16 protein-coding genes are annotated in these 20,152 nt (G+C 58.5%); 6 read left to right on the top strand and 10 right to left on the bottom strand.

What is annotated here, in order from left to right:
• Positions 1-13: 13 nt before the first annotated feature.
• The 7 genes from ACWKV9_RS26550 to ACWKV9_RS26520 all read right to left on the bottom strand — a co-directional run bounded on the left by ACWKV9_RS26550 (position 14) and on the right by ACWKV9_RS26520 (position 7,253).
• Positions 14-925, bottom strand: coding sequence for a TauD/TfdA dioxygenase family protein (locus ACWKV9_RS26550; RefSeq protein WP_483839077.1), 912 nt, complete (start codon positions 923-925; stop codon positions 14-16).
• A 243-nt stretch (positions 926-1,168) separates the two neighbouring features.
• Positions 1,169-1,930 (bottom strand): hypothetical protein, encoded by a 762-nt coding sequence (locus ACWKV9_RS26545; RefSeq protein WP_483839076.1) that lies wholly within the window; start codon positions 1,928-1,930, stop codon positions 1,169-1,171.
• A 613-nt stretch (positions 1,931-2,543) separates the two neighbouring features.
• The gene (locus ACWKV9_RS26540; protein ID WP_483839075.1) at positions 2,544-3,824 is read right to left on the bottom strand and encodes a TRAP transporter large permease; all 1,281 of its coding nucleotides are present in this window, start codon (positions 3,822-3,824) and stop codon (positions 2,544-2,546) included.
• A complete protein-coding gene (locus ACWKV9_RS26535; protein WP_483839106.1) occupies positions 3,825-4,352 on the bottom strand; it encodes a TRAP transporter small permease in 528 nt (175 codons plus the stop codon). It lies immediately after the preceding gene.
• A 69-nt stretch (positions 4,353-4,421) separates the two neighbouring features.
• Complete coding sequence (locus tag ACWKV9_RS26530) at positions 4,422-5,405, bottom strand: TRAP transporter substrate-binding protein (protein WP_483839074.1); 984 nt, start codon at positions 5,403-5,405, stop codon at positions 4,422-4,424.
• Positions 5,406-5,468: 63 nt separating this feature from the next.
• Positions 5,469-6,356: an SMP-30/gluconolactonase/LRE family protein gene (locus ACWKV9_RS26525; protein WP_483839073.1), complete on the bottom strand. Its 888-nt coding sequence runs from the start codon at positions 6,354-6,356 to the stop codon at positions 5,469-5,471.
• Between the two features lie 69 nt (positions 6,357-6,425).
• Positions 6,426-7,253 carry an NAD-dependent epimerase/dehydratase family protein gene (locus ACWKV9_RS26520; protein WP_483839072.1) on the bottom strand — a complete coding sequence of 276 codons (828 nt, stop codon included), beginning with the start codon at positions 7,251-7,253 and terminating at the stop codon, positions 6,426-6,428.
• A gap of 509 nt (positions 7,254-7,762) precedes the next feature.
• Between ACWKV9_RS26520 and ACWKV9_RS26515 the strand changes: the two genes are divergently transcribed.
• From ACWKV9_RS26515 to ACWKV9_RS26490, 6 genes are all read left to right on the top strand, one after another.
• The gene (locus ACWKV9_RS26515; RefSeq protein WP_483839071.1) at positions 7,763-8,710 is read left to right on the top strand and encodes a substrate-binding domain-containing protein; all 948 of its coding nucleotides are present in this window, start codon (positions 7,763-7,765) and stop codon (positions 8,708-8,710) included.
• An 83-nt stretch (positions 8,711-8,793) separates the two neighbouring features.
• A complete protein-coding gene (locus ACWKV9_RS26510) occupies positions 8,794-10,305 on the top strand; it encodes a sugar ABC transporter ATP-binding protein (RefSeq protein ID WP_483839070.1) in 1,512 nt (503 codons plus the stop codon).
• A gap of 4 nt (positions 10,306-10,309) precedes the next feature.
• On the top strand, positions 10,310-11,269 hold the full coding sequence (locus ACWKV9_RS26505) for an ABC transporter permease (protein ID WP_483839105.1): 960 nt from the start codon (positions 10,310-10,312) through the stop codon (positions 11,267-11,269).
• Positions 11,270-11,406: 137 nt separating this feature from the next.
• Positions 11,407-12,498, top strand: coding sequence for an alcohol dehydrogenase catalytic domain-containing protein (locus ACWKV9_RS26500; RefSeq protein ID WP_483839069.1), 1,092 nt, complete (start codon positions 11,407-11,409; stop codon positions 12,496-12,498).
• A gap of 149 nt (positions 12,499-12,647) precedes the next feature.
• Positions 12,648-14,186: an FGGY-family carbohydrate kinase gene (locus ACWKV9_RS26495; RefSeq protein ID WP_483839068.1), complete on the top strand. Its 1,539-nt coding sequence runs from the start codon at positions 12,648-12,650 to the stop codon at positions 14,184-14,186.
• Positions 14,183-14,935: an SDR family oxidoreductase gene (locus ACWKV9_RS26490; protein ID WP_483839067.1), complete on the top strand. Its 753-nt coding sequence runs from the start codon at positions 14,183-14,185 to the stop codon at positions 14,933-14,935. Before ACWKV9_RS26495 ends, ACWKV9_RS26490 begins: the two co-directional genes overlap by 4 nt.
• Positions 14,936-15,086: 151 nt before the next feature.
• Here ACWKV9_RS26490 and ACWKV9_RS26485 read toward each other — a convergent pair whose 3' ends face one another.
• From ACWKV9_RS26485 to pgi, 3 genes are all read right to left on the bottom strand, one after another.
• Positions 15,087-15,956, bottom strand: coding sequence for an oxygenase MpaB family protein (locus ACWKV9_RS26485; RefSeq protein WP_483839066.1), 870 nt, complete (start codon positions 15,954-15,956; stop codon positions 15,087-15,089).
• Positions 15,957-16,182: 226 nt separating this feature from the next.
• Entirely contained in the window at positions 16,183-18,120 is a 1,938-nt protein-coding gene (gene acs / locus ACWKV9_RS26480; RefSeq protein ID WP_483839065.1) for an acetate--CoA ligase, read from the bottom strand.
• A 124-nt stretch (positions 18,121-18,244) separates the two neighbouring features.
• On the bottom strand, positions 18,245-19,909 hold the full coding sequence (pgi, locus tag ACWKV9_RS26475; protein ID WP_483839064.1) for a glucose-6-phosphate isomerase: 1,665 nt from the start codon (positions 19,907-19,909) through the stop codon (positions 18,245-18,247).
• Positions 19,910-20,152 lie beyond the last annotated feature (243 nt).

The raw sequence follows: 20,152 nt of genomic DNA, 5'->3' as shown, positions 1-20,152 counted from the left end.
GTGAAAAAGAGGGTCAGGCCGCCAGGTGTTTCTTGTCGGCTTCGGTCTTGGGCGAGAGGGTTTCAGGCGTGGGTTTGATAGCCTGGCTCAAGCGTCCGTCAACGCCGTACGGCACGTCGCCTGCAACAGTGGTGCGACGCACGATGCGCTCGGCGTCACCATAGTCGTTGATCGCGATATGTTGGGTGGCGCGGTTGTCCCAGATCACTACGTCACCGGCCTGCCAGCGCCAGCGCACGGTGTTGTCGACGTGGGTGATGCGATCGTGGAACAGGCGAATCAGCTGTTTCGAATCGTTGCTGCTGACACCCTGAATCTGCTTAACGAAGTGCCCAAGCAACAGGCTGCGCTCGCCGGTTTCCGGATGAACGCGCACCAGCGGGTGCTCGGTTTCGTAGACTTCGGCGGTGAACTGTTCGCGGTAGCGTTTCAGGCCCGCATCGCTGGTGTTGCGCGGGGCGGCGTAGTCGTAAAGGTTGGTGTGCAATGCGCGCAGGTTATCTGCCAGTTGTTTAAGCGGCTCAGGCAGATCGGCATAGGCGGAAGCGGTATTGGCCCACACCGTGTCGCCACCGTACGGAGGAATGACTACGCCGCGAAGAATGGAAAGCTTGGGGTAATTGGCGACGAACGTGACGTCGGTGTGCCAAGAATTGGCGCGCGTTTCTTTGGCATCTAGATGCAGGATGGCGCTGCTTTTTTCGGCGGAGCGCACGGTCGGGTGTGGCACTTGATCGCCAAAGCGGCGGGAGAAACTCTCGTGTTGCTCGTCGCTCAGAAACTGCTCGCGAAAGAACAGTACTTTGTATTTCAACAGCGCCGCGTTGATGAAATCAAAATCTTCGGCAGAAATGTCACCGGACAGTTGAACGCCACTCAACTGAGCACCGATCCTGCCAGCCACAGGGTTGATCTGAATCGCCATGTCTGAGCTCCTGGTTCAGGTTGTTGTGGCTCAGATCATAAAGATATAAATACGCGATTAGATAATCACATTTCGTTCTAAATATAGAAGCGTCTGTATGCGAGGGATTTATGAAGATAACCCAGAGATATAACGTTATGCGCAAACTCTGTAGGAGCGAACTTGTTCGCGAGACTGCTTTGAATTCAGTCGCATCTCAAGAGCCTTCTCGCGAACAAGTTCGCTCGTACAGGACGTGGTGCTTCAGGTATGGGTCGCATCAACAGGTGTCTGCGCCGGTTTGAAACCGTTCAACGACCGCCTTACCCGGCTGGCGAGCGAGCTGCTGCCGTGAACGTTGTGATAGTGAAACACTGCCGTGGCGCGTAACGCATCAGGGGCAACCGGCAGATTTGTGTGCAGCGAGCGGTAGCCCCAGAACAGATAAAGATTGCCTGGGAACATGCGAATCCGCGTAAACGCTTCGGCTTTATTGGCGAAACGCTTGGCCAGGCGACGCTGCATCCAGCGGTTATCCACCAAAAGTTTGTCCAGCAGGTTCAAGGCGTAGTTACGACGCAATGGACGGCGGCTGGGCAACATCAGAAGGTCGCCGCTTTCGCCTTCGTCGGGCATACACACCGGCATGATCGTGGTCAGCACAAATGAGTCGTAGTGAAAGATCAGCGATTCGCGGCGGCCGCCATCGCCCGTCAGGCAGCGCAGGGTTTGTTGCAATCCCGAGTCTTTGGATTGCTGCCCGGTTGCACCGGCAACGATGCGCCGACACAAATCGATGAACTCGCGTGAGTTACCCCACTCCTGGAGGGGGGTTCCGGCAACTGCTTCGTTGCCCGCCAGCGCCACGTAATTATTGCCCGCCGCGGTTACTGCGCTGACGACCAGATTTTGCAGTTGTTCGAGCTGTTCGCGGCTTGCCCAGTCGGGCAAGACCGCATAGCCGAATTGGTCAATGGTCTCGATCAGACTCTTGATCTGCGCCTCGGAAAAAGTCGTATAAGGCATAGCGCCTCCTCGGTAAAAACCACTGGTCAAGCATCCTTGCACTCACATTTGGTTAGCCCGGTACGACAGTGCCTGCGTGCAACCTTCCAGAGACTTGGAGGCGTGCGTACAACAACAAATGCCGGGTATGTAATCGATGTCATTCAAAGGTGTTCCATGGGAAGTAGGCCGTCCCGTTTCATGGTCCTGTTTCACAGACAACCGCTCAGGCAGCGGTGGAAAACCGGACTATCCAGATCACTCATCGCGGCCAGCGACGGAGCAGCAGATCGATGGGTTTCACCGTAATCACCGACGCCGAACGCGGTTTGTTACAGACTGTTTCAACGGCGGCAAGGCGAGATACTAGCAGCTAGCACAGCGTTCGCCCGTTGTTGAATGAAAATATTTCAAACTATTTCTCTTTGCGCTTTTTTCTTAAGAAAGTGTCCGATTCCGTTACAGATCGGGAAGTTTTCGCCGCATTTACTGGCTTCTTTTCTGTAACAGTGATGTGTCACTTTTTATTGCAGTGCGCGCTTTCCTAGCCTCGGATTGCGCTCTTTACGACACGGCAACGCAAAAAAAACCGCCCGGAACAGGGCGGTTGGTTTGTCGAAATAAAGCTTGGTGATTACAGCACCAGACTTGGCAGCCAGAGCGAGATCGCCGGGATGTAAGTCACTGCCATCAATACGGCGAATAGCGCCACGTAAAACGGCAGCAGCGCTTTGACGGTGGCTTCGATAGTGACCTTGCCCACGGCTGCGCCAACAAACAGCACCGCACCCACCGGCGGGGTAATGAGTCCGATGCCCAGGTTTACCAGCATGATCATGCCGAAATGCACCGGGTCGACGCCGATGCCGATAATCACCGGCAACAGGATCGGCGTCAGAATCAGAATCAGCGGCGCCATGTCCATGACCGTACCCAGCAGCAGCAACATGACGTTGATGCACATCAGGATCACGTAGCGGTTGTCCGACAGCGTCAGGAAGGCCGTGGTTATCTTCATCGGGATCTCCATCAGCGTCAGGATGTAACCGAAGCTGGCAGCGAAACCGATCAGGATCATCACGATGGAAATGGTGCGTACCGCCCGGTGCATCAGCTTGGGCAGGTCGCGCCATTTGTAATCGCGGTAGATGAACATGGTCACGAAGAACGACCACAGTACGGCGATGGCCGCCGATTCGGTGGCGGTGAAAATGCCCGACAGGATGCCGCCCAGGATGATCACCATCGCCATCAGGCCCCACAGCGCTTCCCCGGCGATTTTCAGCGCCTGGCGCAGGGGGATGACCTCACCTTTGGGGTAGTTGCGACGCCGGGCGAAGATCATGCACAGGCCCATCATCACTGCGCTGAGCAGCAAGCCCGGCATGATCCCGGCCATGAACAGCGAGGCAATCGAAACGGTGCCGCCCGCCGCCAGTGAATACAGCACTGAGTTGTGGCTGGGCGGCGTCAGCAAAGCCTGAACCGAACCGCTGACTGTAACCGCCGTTGAGAAATCGCGGGGATAGCCGTTGCGCTCCATTTCCGGAATCAGCACCGAACCTACTGATGCCGTGTCGGCCACAGATGAGCCCGAAATAGCGCCGAAGAACGTCGAGGCCACGATGTTCACCAGCGACAGGCCGCCACGTACGAACCCCACCAGCACCCCGGCAAACGCCACCAGTCTGCGAGACATGCCGCCTTCGGCCATGATCGCGCCCGCCAGCACGAAAAACGGAATCGCCAGCAGCGAAAACTTGTTCACGCCGCCTGCCACTTGAATCATCAGCGCGTCGAACGGAATCTCGATCCACCAAGCGCCGACCAATGCCGACAACCCCAGCGCGTACGCCACCGGCATGCCCAGCAGGATCAGCGCAATGAAGCTGCCCAACAAGATAAATGCGTCCATTTATGCGGCTCCTTCGCTTTCTTCGATGACGTCAAAACGCAGCACCCGGCGGTGGCTTTGATCGCCCAGAAACAGTTTTTCCAGCACGAAGATCAGGGTCAGAACGCCGCCCACCGGGATCGGCAGATACGAGATTCCTACCCGCAGCCCGGGCATTTCTCCAAGGAACTGATTCCAGGTGTTGAAGCACAGTTTGAAACCCTTGGAGATCATGAACACGCAGACCACGGCCATCAGCACCTGAACCAGAACGGCCGCGGCCTTGCGCACCGGGTCGGGCATACGGTCAACCGCCATGGCGACGGCCATGTGGGCACCGGCTCTGTAGCTGGCGGCGGCGCCGAAGAAGGTAAAAACCACCATCAGCAAAATGGCGGTGGGTTCTGGCCAGCTGGAGCCGCTGCCCAGGACGTAGCGGGCGAAGATGCCCCAAGGGATGATCAGCGTCATGGTCAGCACGGAGAGGCCCGCGATGCCGATGCACAGCTGGTAAATCCTGTCGTTGATGCGCAGCACGGTGTTTTTCATGGGAATCACCACGACGGCGGCGGCGAGCAGGTTTGCACCTGTCACCGCGGCGTTATCAGACAAAAGGGCTTACTGAACGGCTTCGATGCGGCTGATCAGCTCTTTGTACGGCGCACCGTATTTGTCGCGCACCGGCTGTGTGGCGTCGAAGAAGGCCTTTTTCTGCGCGGGGCTAAGCGTGATGAACTCAACGCCTGCCGCTTTGAGTTTGGTCTCGGCCTCAGCGGACTTTTTGTCCCACAGCACCCGTTCTTCAGCTTGTGCCTCACGCGCCAGGGTCTGCACCAGCTTCTGTTGTTCCGGGCTGAGTTTGCTCCAGGTGGCTTTAGACATCACCACCGGCTCCGGCAGGATCAAATGCTCGGTCAGGGTGTAGAACTTGGCGCTTTGGTAGTGGTTGTGCTCAAGCAGGGTGGGTGGGTTGTTCTCGGCGCCATCGATCACACCGGTCTGCAGGGCGCTGAAGATTTCGCCTGTGGCCATGGCGATGCCGTTGCCGCCCATGTCGTTGATGGTGTCGATGAACACCGGGTTGCCTTGTACGCGGATCTTCATGCCCTTGAGGTCGGCGATGTCGCGCACTGGTTTCTTGGTGTACAGGTTGCGCGTGCCGCCATCCATCCAGGCCAGTGCGACCAGGTTGAATTCGGAGTTGGTGATCTTATCGAGGATCTCCTGGCCAATTTCTCCGTCGATGATCTTGCGCATGTGCGCCTGATCGCGAAATACGAACGGCAGGTTGAACACGTTGACGTCCGGTACCACAGGGCCAACGATGCCGAGGCTGACCCGGGTCATTTGTACGGCGTTGCTCTGGACCTGTTCGACCACCTCTTTCTCGGAACCCAGCACGCCGCCCGCGAACATCTTGAAGGTGATCTCACCTTTGCTTTGTTCTTCGAGTTTCTTGCCCATTTGCTGTTCGGCCACCACCGGCGGGTAACCGGCTGGGTGGACCTCGGCAAACTTGATCTTGATTTCCGCCTGAGCCATGCCCGTGAGACCAAAGGCCAAGGGGAGAGCGACGACGAGCAACCTGCGTTTGAAGTCCATGGAGTTCTCCAGTGTTGTTATTTTTATGTTCCAGATGCAGCAGTGTGGTGACAGTGCAGGGCGTCAGCCCTTGAATTCAGGTTCTTCGAGCCCTTTTACCCCCGGTTGCAAGGCGAACACGCCGCCAGCCAAGGGCTGGTCGCTAATGTCGCCGCCAGGACGAATCGAGGTCACGAACAGTGTGTCGAGGTCTTTGCCGCCGAACGCGCACATGGCCGGTTTTTTCACCGGTACGGCCAGGGAGCGATCCAGTTTGCCCGCGGGAGTAAAGCGATGAATCAACCCCGCGTCGTTGCCGCAGATCCAGTAGCAACCCTCGGCATCGACCGCGCCGCCATCGGGGCGACCGGGGAACTGATTCATGTCGACGAACAGGCGGCGGTTGTGCGGCGTTCCGCTGTCGATGTCGTAATCGAAGGCCCAGATTTTCTGAACGGTGGGGTGAGAGTCCGAGAGGTACATGATCGTGCCGTCCGGGCTGAAGCCCAGGCCATTAGGCACGATGAAGTCGGTCAGTTGCGGTTGCAGCGCAGCGGTTTGCCCGGCGCTGTAGCGGTACATCGAGCCGACCACCGCATTGGCGGCCATGTCCATGAACATGGTCCCGGCCCAAAAGCGACCTTGCCGATCACAGCGCCCGTCGTTGAAACGCATGTCGCTGCGGGGGTGATCCACATCGATCAGGGGCACGGTATCAAGTGTCCCGTCGTCCTTGGGCCTGACTCGATACAGCCCGCTTTGCATCCCGGCGATCCAGCTGCCGTCGCCGTAGCGAGCGATGCAGGCGATCATCTCCGGCGCTTCCCAACTTTGTGCCACATTGTCCAGCGGGCTCCAGCGGTGCAGACGCCGCGCCGGGATATCGACCCAGTACAGCGCCTGCTCCTGCGGGTCCCATACCGGGCTTTCACCGGTGGCATTGCGTGCGTCGAGTATCAATTGAGCATGCATGGCGAATCATTCCGTGATTTTTCAGTTCCCCGGCCACTTGAGCCGAGGTTGTCGCGAGCTGCGATGGATTCACTCGTCGCCGAAGGGCCCGGACTCAACGAATGCGCCGCCCTGGTAAACCATCGCCGGGTCATTAGCGGCCGGCATCGGCTGAGCTTCGACTTTGGCGCGGAAAACTTCTGAGCTGTCCTTTGGCGCGTAGCCCAAGTGTTTGGCGAGCCGGTTGTCCCACCACAGATCACGGTTGTCGGAGGCGCCATACACAATCGTATGACCGACATTTGGCGTGGTCAGCCCTTTGTAGATCAGCTGGGTGAGGTCGTCGTAACTAAGCCAGGTGCTGAGCATTCGGCGGTTTTGCGGTTCAGGGAATGAGGAGCCGATGCGGATGCTGACGGTCTCGATGCCGTAGCGATCGAAGTAGAAGCTCGCCATGTCCTCGCCATACGACTTGGACAGACCGTAATAGCTGTCCGGACGGCGTGCCGAGCTGGCGTCGATGGTTTCATCCTGACGATAGAAGCCGATGACGTGGTTGGAACTGGCGAAGATCACGCGCTTGACGCCATGGCGGCGTGCGGCTTCGTAGATATGGAAGATACCGCTGATGTTGGCGCCGAGAATCTCTTCGAACGGCCGCTCAACCGACACGCCGCCAAAATGCACGATGGCATCGACGCCTTCTACCAGTTGGTGAACGGCGTGCTTGTCGGCGAGATCGCAGGGCTGAATTTCTTCATGGCTGCCGGTGGCGGGGGCCATTTCCGAGATATCGGACAGACGGAGAATGTTGGTGTAAGGGCGCAGGGTTTCGCGCAAGACTTTACCCAAACCACCTGCGGCGCCGGTCAGCAGCAGCCGATTGAAGGGAGTCTGGGCAGGCGTGGTATTGGTCATGAGGAGCCCTGATTCAGGTGTTGTTGTTATTGGCGTCATCTGTCGTCGTATGACATGCGCGGAATTATCGACAGGGCATGGAGGAAATGTCAACGCGACGAATGGCTGGGCCGTGAAGAGTCACGGTTACAAGCGAAACCGATGCATGCACTGCCGAGTTAAGTCTTGACGGGACACAGTTCTTCTCTCTGGTCAAAGTGCTCTGGTTGCTCGCGGTCCGGTAGGTTGTCCCTTTGCTGATCCTTAGACGCGAACCACTCATCCCAAACTTCCCCTGATCGTTCAGTGTTGGGACTATTAGTCATCTTTGCTCCATGAATTGATGAACAGTAAGGTCAAGAGAGTACATGGTCGGTCACCGTCGTAGCTCTCCCCTAGATATGCCCGTTGGATAATGGAACATAGTCCTCAGTGCCAGCATATTGCGAACCCCAAAATTCTCTGCTAGCTTTCAAAATGTTAACGATGACATTTCCGCTTTAACAATAAAAACAACGGGATTTTTCGCTATGACAACTCGCCCCAAAAAAGGCTTCTCCAAGGTCGTGTGCTCGCTTGCTTTTGCAATTGCGTGTGGCGGCGCAGTGACCGCTCAGGCCGCCGATGCAGCCAAGACCGGCCCGCTGAAAATCGGCGCCTCGTTCCAGGAAATCAACAACCCCTATTTCGTGACCATGAAGGCCGCCCTTGAGGACGCCACCAAAAGCATTGGCGCGACCTTGCTGGTGACCGACGCCCGTCACGACGTCTCCAAGCAGCTCAGCGATATCGAAGACATGCTGCAAAAGGGCATCGATATTCTGATCATCAACCCGACCGACTCAGTGGGTGTGCAGTCTGCCGTCAAGCAGGCCCATGACAAGGGCGTCGTCGTAGTGGCTGTTGACGCTCAGGCCGATGGTCCGCTGGATTCATTCGTCGGCTCGAAAAACTACGATGCGGGCGTTCAGGCCTGTGAGTACCTGGCCAAGAACATCGGCGGCAAAGGCGACGTTGGTATTCTCGATGGCATCGCTGTGGTGCCGATCCTTGAGCGCGTGCGCGGTTGCAAAGACGCTTTCGCTAAACACCCCGACATCAAGATCGTCAGCATCCAGAACGGCAAGCAGGAGCGCGATCAAGCGCTCAGCGTGACCGAGAACATGCTGCAGGCGCAGCCGAACCTGAAAGGTCTGTTCAGCGTCAACGACAACGGCTCGCTCGGCGCTCTGGCTGCTATCGAATCCAGCGGCATGGACGTCAAGCTGACCAGCGTCGACGGCGCGCCGGAAGCCATCAAGGAAATCCAGAAACCGGGCAGCAAATTCATCGCCACCTCCGCGCAATATCCGCGCGATCAGGTGCGTCTGGCGCTGGGCATTGCACTGGCCAAGAAGTGGGGCTCCCAAGTGCCCAAAGCCATTCCCGTCGACATCCTGCTGGTGGATCAGGCCCAGGCGAAAACCTTCTCCTGGTGATCCGCGTGTGAGCATCCGTCAGGCAGCTATTCTGCGTGACGGGGGTTCACTGTCCGAGCAAGCTCTGGTTTGACGAGGTGCGCATGAGCAGCCTTCTGCAATTGGAAAACATCTGTAAAAGCTACCCCGGCGTGCATGCGCTCAAATCGATCAATCTGCAGGTCGAACGCGGCGAGATTCACGCGCTGTTGGGTGAAAACGGCGCGGGCAAATCGACGCTGATGAAGATCCTCGCAGGGGTCGAGCATCAGGATCAGGGCAGCATCCGGATCGATGGCGCCGAGCAGCATTTCGCCACTTATAACGAAGCGATCGCGGCTGGCATCGGCATCGTGTTTCAAGAGTTCAGCCTGATCCCGTACCTCAACGCCGTGGAGAATATTTTCCTCGGCCACGAGATCGTCAACGGCTTCGGCCTGCTGCGTAAAAGCGAGATGCGCGAGAAAGCCATCGCGCTGTTCGATCGCCTGGGTGTGAGCATCAATCTGGATTGCTCGGTGCAGCATTTGAGCGTGGCCGAACAGCAGTTCGTCGAGATCGCCAAGGCACTGGCCCTTGAAGCGCGCTTGCTGATCCTTGATGAACCCACCGCAACTCTGACGCCGTCCGAGGCCGAGCTGCTGTTCGACATCATGCGCGAGCTGAAAAACCAGGGCGTGGCGGTGATCTTTATCTCGCATCATCTGGAGGAGATTTTCCAGGTGTGCGACCGCATTAGCGTATTACGCGACGGCAGCAATGTCGGCGCGTTGACCGTGGCCGACAGCGACATCGACACCTTGGTGGAGATGATGGTCGGGCGACGTCTGGAGTCCAGCTTTCCGGCCAAAACTTCCACGCCCACCAGCGAAGTGCTGCTGGAAGTGCGCGATATCCAACTGATCAAAAACGGTCCGCACAACAGCTTCAAGCTGCACAAGGGCGAGATTCTTGGCTTCGCCGGGTTAGTCGGTTCGGGGCGCACGGAGCTGGCGCTTGGCGTGATCGGCGCGTTGTCGGTGGTGAGCAAAGACGTGTTGCTGCGCGGCCAATCGGTCAGCCTGAGCGACCCTGCGGACTCGTTGGCCAACGGCATCGGCTTGCTGCCGGAAAGCCGCAAGAGCGAAGGGCTGATCGTGGATTTCAGCATCCGCGAAAACATTTCCCTGAACAACCTGGGCAAGTACGAAGGGCACGGGCACCTGCTTGATCGTCGCAAGGAAAACGACACCACGGCCGATCTGATGAAGCAGCTTTCGATCAAGGCGCCGACCTGTGAAAGCCGGGTGCTGAACCTCAGCGGCGGCAATCAACAGAAAGTGGTGATCGCGCGCTGGATCAACCACCACTGCGACATCCTGATCTTCGACGAACCGACCCGAGGTATCGACGTCGGTGCCAAGGCCGAAATTTATACCCTGATGCGCAAACTCACTGAGCAAGGCTTCGCGATCATCATGATCTCCTCGGAACTGCCGGAAATCATCGGCATGTGCGATCGCGTGGCGGTGTTTCACAAGGGGGCCATCGTCAACGTGCTGGAGGCGGCGAACGTCAACCCGCAAGAGGTGATGCGCCACGCCACCGGGAGTCTGAACAGTGAATACGTCCATTAAAACCATGACCACTCAACCCAGCCGAATGAAGCTCAACTTCGCCCAATTGATCCGCTCGCCTGCGTTTTACCCGTTCGTGGGGCTGGTGGTGGTGACGATTTTCATGATCTTCGCCAGTGACAAATTCCTCACCGGCGCCAACCTGGAAAACATCGCCCGGCAAGTGTCGATCAACGCGATCATCGCGGTCGGCATGACCTGCGTGATCCTCACCGGCGGTATCGATTTGTCGGTGGGGCCAGTGATGGCGCTGTCTGGCACCTTGACCACAGGGCTGATGGTGGCGGGGGTTCCGGCACCGATTGCGATCCTCATTGGTTTATTGATCGGCGTAGGTTTCGGCGTCGGCAACGGCATCTTCGTGGCGTACCTGAAAATGCCGCCGATCATCGTCACCCTGGCGACCATGGGCATCGCTCGCGGCTTGGGGCTGATGTACACCGATGGCTACCCGATTTCCGGCATGCCGGACTGGTTCTCCTGGTTTGGTCGCGGAACGCTGTTCGGCATTCAGGTACCGATTCTGATCATGCTCGCCACTTACTTTGTCGCTTGGGTGTTGCTGCAACACACCCGCGTTGGGCGGTACGTTTATGCGATTGGCGGCAATGAAGAAGCGGTGCGTCTGTCGGGTGTTCGTGCATCGCGTTTCAAGTTGCTGGTGTATTCGATCAGCGGCCTGACAGCGGCGATTGCCGGACTGGTGTTGTCCTCGCGCTTGATGAGCGGGCAGCCCAATGCCGGTGTCGGGTTTGAGCTGGATGCCATTGCGGCTGTGGTGCTGGGCGGCGCGTCGATTGCCGGTGGTCGCGGGGTCATTGTCGGGACGCTGGTCGGTGCCATGCTTTTGGGTGTGCTCAACAACGGCCTGAACATGCTCGGCGTCTCGCCGTACGTGCAGAGCGTGATCAAGGGCGGGATCATTTTGCTGGCGATCTTCATCAGTCGGCAGCGGCATAAATAGGGATTGAACAAACTCCTGTAGGAGCGCGCTTGCCCGCGATTGGGGTGTATCAGACGCCATCGCACTCTCTGGTCAATTGCATCGCGGGCAAGCGCGCTCCTACAAATCATCCAAGAACTTCACACAGGTAAATAGTCATGGAACAAAACACACAAAACACCATGCAAGCCGTCGTCTGCCATGCGCCAAAGGACTACCGTCTGGAGCGCGTCAGCATGCCTCAAGCCCGTGCCAATGAGTTGGTGATCCGCATCGGCGCCTGCGGCATCTGCGCCAGTGACTGCAAATGCCATTCGGGCGCCGCGATGTTCTGGGGTGGCGAAAGCCCGTGGGTCAAGGCGCCGGTCATTCCGGGCCACGAGTTCTTCGGTTACGTTGAACAAGTGGGCGAGGGCGCTGAAGAGCATTTCGGCGTGAAGGTCGGTGACAAAGTCATCGCCGAGCAAATCGTGCCCTGCGAGAAGTGCAAATTCTGCAAAACCGGCAAGTACTGGATGTGCGAAGTGCACAACATTTTCGGCTTCCAGAAAGACGTTGCCGAGGGCGGCATGTCGCAGTACATGCGCATCCCGAAAACCGCCATCGTGCACAAGATTCCTGAATCCGTTTCCCTGGAAGACTCGGCGCTGATCGAGCCGATGGCCTGCTCCATTCACACCGTCAACCGCGGCGACGTGCAACTCGATGACGTGCTGGTGATTGCCGGCGCTGGCACCCTGGGCCTGTGCATGGTGCAAGTTGCCGCACTGAAAACGCCCAAAAAACTGGTGGTCATCGACATGGTCGATGAGCGTCTGGAACTGGCGAAGAAATATGGCGCGGACGTGGTGATCAACCCTAGCCGCGACGATGCCAAAGCAATCATCAACGGCCTGACTGACGGCTACGGCTGTGACGTCTACATCGAAACCACCGGCGTGCCGATTGGCGTGACTCAAGGTCTGGATTTGATTCGCAAGCTGGGTCGTTTCGTTGAATTCAGCGTGTTCGGCGCAGAAACCAGTGCCGACTGGTCGATCATCGGCGACCGCAAAGAACTGGACGTTCGCGGCGCGCACCTTGGCCCCTATTGCTACCCGGTGGCCATCGACCTGTTCGAGCGCGGGCTGGTCACGTCCAAAGGCATCGTCACCCATGACTTCGGTCTGGACGACTACGCCGAAGCCTTCGCCCTGGCCGATTCCACCAAGTCGATCAAGGTATTGCTAAAACCGGTGACCGGCGCCTGATTTTGCGGCGTCGTTAATGGCCTCTTCGCGGGCAGGTCCGCTCCCACGGTTGAATCTCGTTTTACCTGTGGAAGCGGACCTGTCCGCGAAGACGTCAGTTGAGGCACCGCATGCCTGTAACAAGACTAATAACAAGAGAGACCACCCAGATGGACTACGTCATCGGCGTCGACATCGGCACCCAGAGTACCAAAGCCCTATTGGTGGACGCCGAGGGACGCATCGTCGCTCAGCACAGCCACAGCTATAAAGTCGATACCCCGAAACCCCGCTGGGCCGAGCAATGGCCGCAGGTCTGGCTGGACGCTGTAGAAATCTGCGTCGCCAACTGCGTGCGTAAAGCCGGTGTGCCCAAAGAAAGCATCAAATCCCTGTGCATCAGCAGCCTGTATGGCGGCTCCGGCATTGCGGTCGATGCGCAGATCAAACCGCTTTACCCGTGCCTGATCTGGATGGACCGTCGGGCGGGCGAACAAGTCGACTGGGTCAATCAACACATCGATCTTGAGCGCCTGTATGACATCACCGGTAACTCGGTGGACAGCTATTACGGCTTCACCAAGATGCTCTGGCTCAAGCAAAAACAACCGCAGGTCTGGGAGCAAACCCGCTATCTGCTGCCCCCCAATAGCTACATCAACTATTGCCTGACGGGCGAAGTGGCGGTGGACCACAGTTCAGCGGGCAATATCGGCGGTGTGTACGACGTGGCCGAGCGGCAATGGTCGGTCGAGATGCTCGATGCGCTGGGCATACCGCGATCAATGATGCCCGAGCGATTGGTGCATTCTGGCGATGTGGTCGGGGGCTTGCTTGCAGAATGGGCCGACAAGCTCGGGTTGGTGGCGGGCATTCCGCTGCTCGGCGGTGGCGTCGATGCTGCCATGGCAACCTTCGCTGCAGGCGTCACCCAGGCGGGCAATCACGTGGCCATGATCGGCACCAGCATGTGCTGGGGCTACCTGAATCAACAGGTCGATGCTCGCCACGGATTGGTCAGTTTTCCCCACGTCTACAACGGCGCCAAAGACCTCTACATCTTCGGCGGCGCGATCACGGCGGGCGCCTCGGTCAGTTGGTTTCGCGAGCAGTTCTGTCAGGGCGAAGAGCAACAGGCCCGCGAGACCGGCGAAGACAGTCACGCCATTCTCGAACGCGCCGCGAACAAGCTGCCCGCCGGTAGCGACGGCCTGGTGTTTCTGCCGTACCTGATGGGTGAACGCAGCCCGGTCTGGGACGCCAAGGCCAGCGGCAGTTTCGTCGGGCTCAATCTTTATCACACCCGCACCCATCTTTATCGCGCGGTACTGGAAGGGGTGACATTCGCCCTGCGCCACAACATCGAAGCCGGCACCCGAGGTGCGCAATCCCTCGATCCACGACTGATCGTCGTAGGCGGCGCGAGCCATTCGGATCTGTGGATGCAGATCATCGCCGACGTCACCGGCTACCCGGTCTACACCATCGTTCAGGAAGTAGAAGCAGCCCTGGGCGCTGCGTTGTTGGCAGCCCACGCGGTGGGTCTGGTGGACGACGAGCAAGTGCGAAAAGGCTGGGTGGAGCTTGAAATGCGCGCAGAGCCCAATGCTGAAAATGTCGCGCTGTATTCCACGGTGTTCGCCGAATACGTCGCGCTATACCCGGCGCTGAAACCGATCATGCATCGCCTGCAAGGAGTGTCATCATGATTGTTCACCAACAGCCGAACGCCAGATTCGATTTCAGCGGTCAGCGTGTGCTGGTGACCGGTGCCAGCAGCGGTATCGGTTGGGAGGTGGCGCAGCATTTGCTCCGCAGCGGCGCCGCAGTCTACGCCATGGGCCGGGATGCGTCGGCTCTGGAGAAACTGGCCGGCCAGGGTTGCCACGTATTGCAGGTAGATATGGGCGACAGTGCGCAACTCGCGGCCGCGTTGGAGGCGTTACCGGTGATGCAGGGGCTGGTCAATTGCGCGGGTGTTTCGGTACTGGAATCAGCGACCAACGTGAGCGTTGCGGCATTCGATCAGGTGATGGCGGTCAACGTGCGCGCAGCGGCCCTGGTAGCCGGGTCAGTGGCAAAGGGCATGATCGAATCAGGCGAGGGTGGCAGCATCGTCAACGTGTCGAGCCAGGCCTCGTTAGTGGCGCTGGATGATCATTTGATCTACTGCGCATCTAAAGGCGCAATGGACGCCATGACCCGCGTGCAGTGCGCTGAATGGGGCAAATTCGGGATCAGGGTTAATAGCGTCAACCCCACAGTGACCCTGACGCCCATGGCGATCATGGCCTGGAGCGAGCCGAGCAAACGCGACCCGGCACTGGCGGCGATTCCCTTGGGGCGCTTTGCCGAAACCGCAGAAGTGGCGGCGCCGATTTTGTTTCTGCTGAGCAGCGCGGCGTCGATGATCAGCGGCGTGTCGTTGCCGATTGATGGGGGGTATACCAGCCGATAACACCACTGTCTCATTCTGCCTGATTGATATTTTGTGGAAGGGAGCTTGCTCGCGATGAAAGTGTTCGCCGTCAAATGTGTGTCGGCTGAACTGGCCCTTCGCGAGCAAGCTCCCTCCCACATGATGCGTGGTTTATGAGTCTCGCGCCGATTTAAGCAATCCCCATCCGCCGCTTCGCACGATGAATCGACGCATTGCGCACGGCCCAGCGCAGCACCGGCGCGCTGCGATTGATGCCCGCTCGGATCATTTTGCGTTTGAGTGTCGTCTGGCGGATACCAAACATCACGCTTGCCCACGCAGGTAGCAACTCGATCCCGGCCTGCATCATCAGGTTGCCCATGGGTTTGGCCATGCGGCTGGGCGCGGGCGCGTCCTTGAGTACACGCATGACTTCAAGCGTTCTTTCGCCACATTCCAGTTGCGGGCGCATGCGGTGGAGATAATCTTCGATGGCTTGCCGGGATGTAGGCACGTTTACAGCGCCCAGACGCTCAGCGACCATGGCCGTTTCGGCGTAGTACTTGTCTTGATCTGCGAGCGATAGCTGCGGGTTGAGATAGCGCAGATGCGCGGCCATGAAGCTGCTGACTTCCGCCACATGCACCCACGTCAGTAGGTCCGGGTCGCTGGCGGCGTAGTGAGTGCCATCGGGCGCAGTACCGGTGACTTGCAGGTGAATGGTGCGAACTTTGTCGATAAGCCAGTTGGCGTCCTTGGTAGAGCCAAAGGTCGTGCCGGAAATGAACTGCCCGGTCCGACGTAGCCGACCGAGCATGTCTTCGCGAAAATTGGAATGGTCCCACACGCCCGCCAGTACGCGAGGGTGCAGCATCTGCAGCATGAGGGCGCAGATGCCGCCGATGAGCATGCTGGGGAAGTCGCCGTGCACCCGCCAGCAGATCGCCTCAGGCCCGAACAGACCTGGGTCGCCTTTGGGGTTTTCCATGTCCAACTGACCCAAGGCCAGTCCGGTCATGCTCATGACTTGGGTTTCGATGCGCGTGCGGATGAATTCCATGGAGGCCTGCGGCTGGGGCTGATCGGAGTGTACGAATCGGCGGGCCAGCGTTGTAGGAGCGCGCTTGCCCGCGAAGGCAATCTACCAGACGCCGGAGATAAAAGACTTCCGATGGCCGCGGGAGGGAGCTTGCTCGCGAAAGAAAGGTCTGGCACTAGAGATGCGCGGTATGTCCCGGCCCTTTCGCGGGCAAGCTCGCTCCTACAAGACATGCGACGGTTTCGGCTTACCGATTCAGCCGCTTCTCGATCAACCCCTCCACCACGCTTGAGTCCGCCAGCGTCGAGATGTCCCCCAGGCTGTCCAGCTCGTTGCAGGCGATCTTGCGCAGAATACGGCGCATGATCTTGCCCGAGCGGGTTTTTGGCAGCGCAGGTGCCCACTGGATCAGCTCCGGTTTGGCGAAGCTGCCTATTTCTTTGCTGACGTGGGCGAGCAATTCTTTCTTCAGCGCTTCACTTGGCTCAACGCCGTCCATGACCGTCACGAATGCATAAATGCCAACACCCTTCACATCATGGGGGTAACCCACCACGGCGGCCTCCGCGATGCTGTTGTGCAGCACCAGTGCGCTTTCAACCTCAGCCGTGCCGATCCGGTGTCCGGAGACGTTGATAACGTCGTCCACCCGCCCGGTTATCCAGTAATGACCATCCTGATCGCGGCGCGCGCCATCGCCGGTGAAGTAATAACCGGGGTAGGGTTTGAAATACGTATCGACCATCCGTTGCGGGTCGCCATACACGCCGCGGATCTGTCCTGGCCAACTGGCCTTGATCGCCAGCAAACCGCTGGTGGCGCCTTCGAGTTCTGCGCCTTTGTCATCCAGCAACACCGGCTGCACGCCGAACATCGGCTGCGTCGCGCAGCCGGGCTTCAGCGGATTTGTGCTGACCAACGGCGTCAGCATGATCCCGCCGGTTTCGGTCTGCCACCAGGTGTCAACGATAGGGCAGCGCTCTTTGCCTACCTGATGGAAATACCATTCCCACGCCTCGGGGTTAATGGGCTCACCCACCGAACCAAGCAGTCGCAGGCTTTCGCGCGACGTAGACTGTAGTGGCGTCGATCCTTCGCGCATCAGCGCACGCAAGGCGGTCGGCGCGGTATAGAAGATATTGACGTGGTGTTTGTCGATCACCTTCCAGAAGCGCGAGCTGTCCGGGTAATTGGGCACGCCTTCGAAGATCAGCGTGGTGGCGCCGTTGGCCAACGGGCCATAAACGATGTAGCTGTGGCCGGTGACCCAACCCACATCGGCCGTACACCAATAGATTTCGCCATCGCGATAATCGAACACGTACTTATGGGTCATGGCCGCTTGCAGCAAATAACCACCGGTGGTGTGCAGCACGCCTTTGGGTTTGCCAGTGCTGCCGGAGGTGTAGAGGATGAACAACGGGTCCTCGGCATCCATCGGCTCTGGCGGGCAGTCGGCGTTCATGCCATGGAGCGCTTCGTGGTACCAGATGTCACGCCCTTCGAGCCAATCCACCTCGCCCTGAGTCCGCTCGACGACCAAAACAGTGCTGACGTCAGGGCAGCTTTGCAGCGCCTTGTCGACATTCTGTTTGAGCGGTATGTACTTGCCGCCTCGTACGCCTTCGTCTGCGGTGATCACTGTTTGGCAGCCAGCGTCGAGAATCCGGTCGCGCAGCGAGTCCGGCGAAAAGCCGCCGAACACCACTGAATGCACTGCGCCAATCCGTGCGCAGGCCAGCATCGCGTAGGCCGCTTCGGGCACCATCGGCATGTAGATGCACACCCGGTCGCCCTTCTTCACGCCGCGACCTTTCAATACGTTGGCGAGGCGCGAGACGTTGTGATGGAGTTTTTTGTAGGTGATTTCAGCAGATTCGGAAGGATTATCGCCCTCCCAGATGATCGCCACTTGCTCGCCGCGATCCTTCAGATGGCGGTCGATGCAGTTGTAACTGACATTGAGCGTGCCACCCTTGAACCATTGGGCCTGGCCTGTCTTCATGTCCGAACGTTGAACCTGATCCCAAGGTGAAAACCACTCCAGAAACTTATTGGCTTGGTCGGCCCAGAACTCGTCGGGTTGTTCAACAGATTGGCGGTAGAGACGGGTGTAGTCATCAGCGCTGAGTTGAGCCGCTTTGCGCACTGCATCGGCTTGTGGGAAATCGCTGAGATTGAACATGGCCTCTCCTTATTCTTTTGAGCAAAACATCCCATCAGAGTAGTAGGAAACGACGGGGGGCAGATGCACAAAACCCGCCGGCTCTTGCGAGACGGCGGGTTTGTGGGCAACGCTTAAAGCTGGATCAGCCGCGGTGACGACCACGGAAATAATTGATCAGGCCCTGAGTCGATGGGTCTTCTGCCACTTCCTCGTTGGTGCCGGTGAGACGCGAGTACACGCCTTTACCCAACTCCTTGCCCAGCTCCACACCCCATTGGTCGAAGGCGTTAGTGCCCCAGACCACGCTTTGCACAAACACTTTGTGCTCATACATAGCCACCAGCGCGCCAAGACGACGCGGGCTGATGCGTTCGACCACAATCGTGTTGCTCGGACGGTTGCCCGGAATGACTTTGTGCGGCGCAACACGCTGAACTTCTGCCTCGGGAACGCCCTTGGCACGTAGCTCGGCTTCGGCCTCAGTGCGTGTCTTGCCCAGCATCAGCGCCTGGCTTTGCGACAGGCAGTTGGCGTACAGCCACTGATGGTGGTCGGAAACCGGGTTGAAGCTGACGATTGGCACGATGAAGTCAGCCGGGATCAACTGGGTGCCTTGGTGCAGCAATTGGTGGTACGCATGCTGCCCGTTGCAGCCCACACCACCCCAGATAACCGGGCCGGTGTCGGTATTGACCGGCGTGCCGTCCTGGCGAACGCTTTTGCCGTTGGACTCCATGTCCAGTTGTTGCAAGTGCTTGGTGATGTTGCGCAGGTAGTGGTCGTACGGCAGGATCGCGTGGCTTTGCGCGCCCCAGAAGTTGCCATACCAGACACCGAGCAAGGCCAGCAGCACCGGCATGTTCTGCTCGAACGGAGCATTTTGGAAATGCTGGTCCATGGTGTAGGCGCCGGACAGCAACTCCTTGAAGTTGGACATGCCGATGGCCAGCGCGATAGGCAAGCCGATGGCCGACCACAGCGAGTAACGACCGCCGACCCAGTCCCACATCGGGAAGATGTTCTCTTCACGGATGCCGAAAGCCACGGCGGCAGCGTTATTGCTCGATACCGCGATGAAGTGGCGATACAGCTCAGCCTCGGAACCACCCTGAGCCAAGTACCAGGCGCGTGCCGCGGTGGCGTTCTTGAGGGTTTCCAGCGTAGTGAAAGTCTTGGACGAGACGATGAACAGCGTGGTCTCGGCGCGCAGCTTCATGGTCAGCTCGTGGAACTCACTGCCGTCGATGTTCGCCAGATAGTGACAGCGAACGCCTTTCTGCGCGTAGGACAGTAGCGCTTCGGACACCAGCTCCGGCCCCAGAAACGAACCGCCGATGCCGATGTTGACGATGTCAGTGATCGGCTTCTCGGTGTAGCCGCGCCACAGACCGTCGTGGATGCGTCCAACCAGATCAGTGATCTGATTCAGCACTTTATGCACGTCGGGCATGATGTTGGTGCCGTTGACCAACAGCTTGTCGCCGACCGGGCGACGCAGCGCGGTGTGCAGGGCCGGGCGATTTTCGGATGAGTTCACCAATTCGCCGTCGTACTGCGCCTTGATCGCGTCTTTGAGGCCCACTTCATTGGCCAGATCGATCAGCAGCGCACGGGTTTCTTTGGTGATTAGGTTTTTTGAGTAATCGAGAAACAGCCCGGCGCTGCTGAGAGTGAAATCACTGAAACGCTGCGGGTCTTCATTGAACGCCTCGCGCATGCTGAAATCTTGCATGGCTTGGCGGTGTTGATCGAGTGCCTGCCAAGCGGGCAGGGTAGTCACGTCTTTAGGATTGCGGTAGTACGCCATCGCTGCGGGTTTCCTTGTACTTGAACTGCCTTTTGGACACAAAAGCCAGGTTGAACACAGACTCGAATACTTGCAACGGAGGTTACGCCCCCGGACGCACTGCTGTCTGCGCCTCGCTTCACCTTTACTCGGTACTATTTTTCACCGGTACGGCCACCATCAAGGCGAACTGTACCGATATGGCATTGCCGGTGTGGCTTAGTTCACTGGTTGGCCCGCTCACTCTGCACCCGGCGCGAAGCC

Source organism: Pseudomonas corni (assembly GCF_057128765.1).
This window is presented reverse-complemented; position numbering and strand designations above follow the sequence as displayed.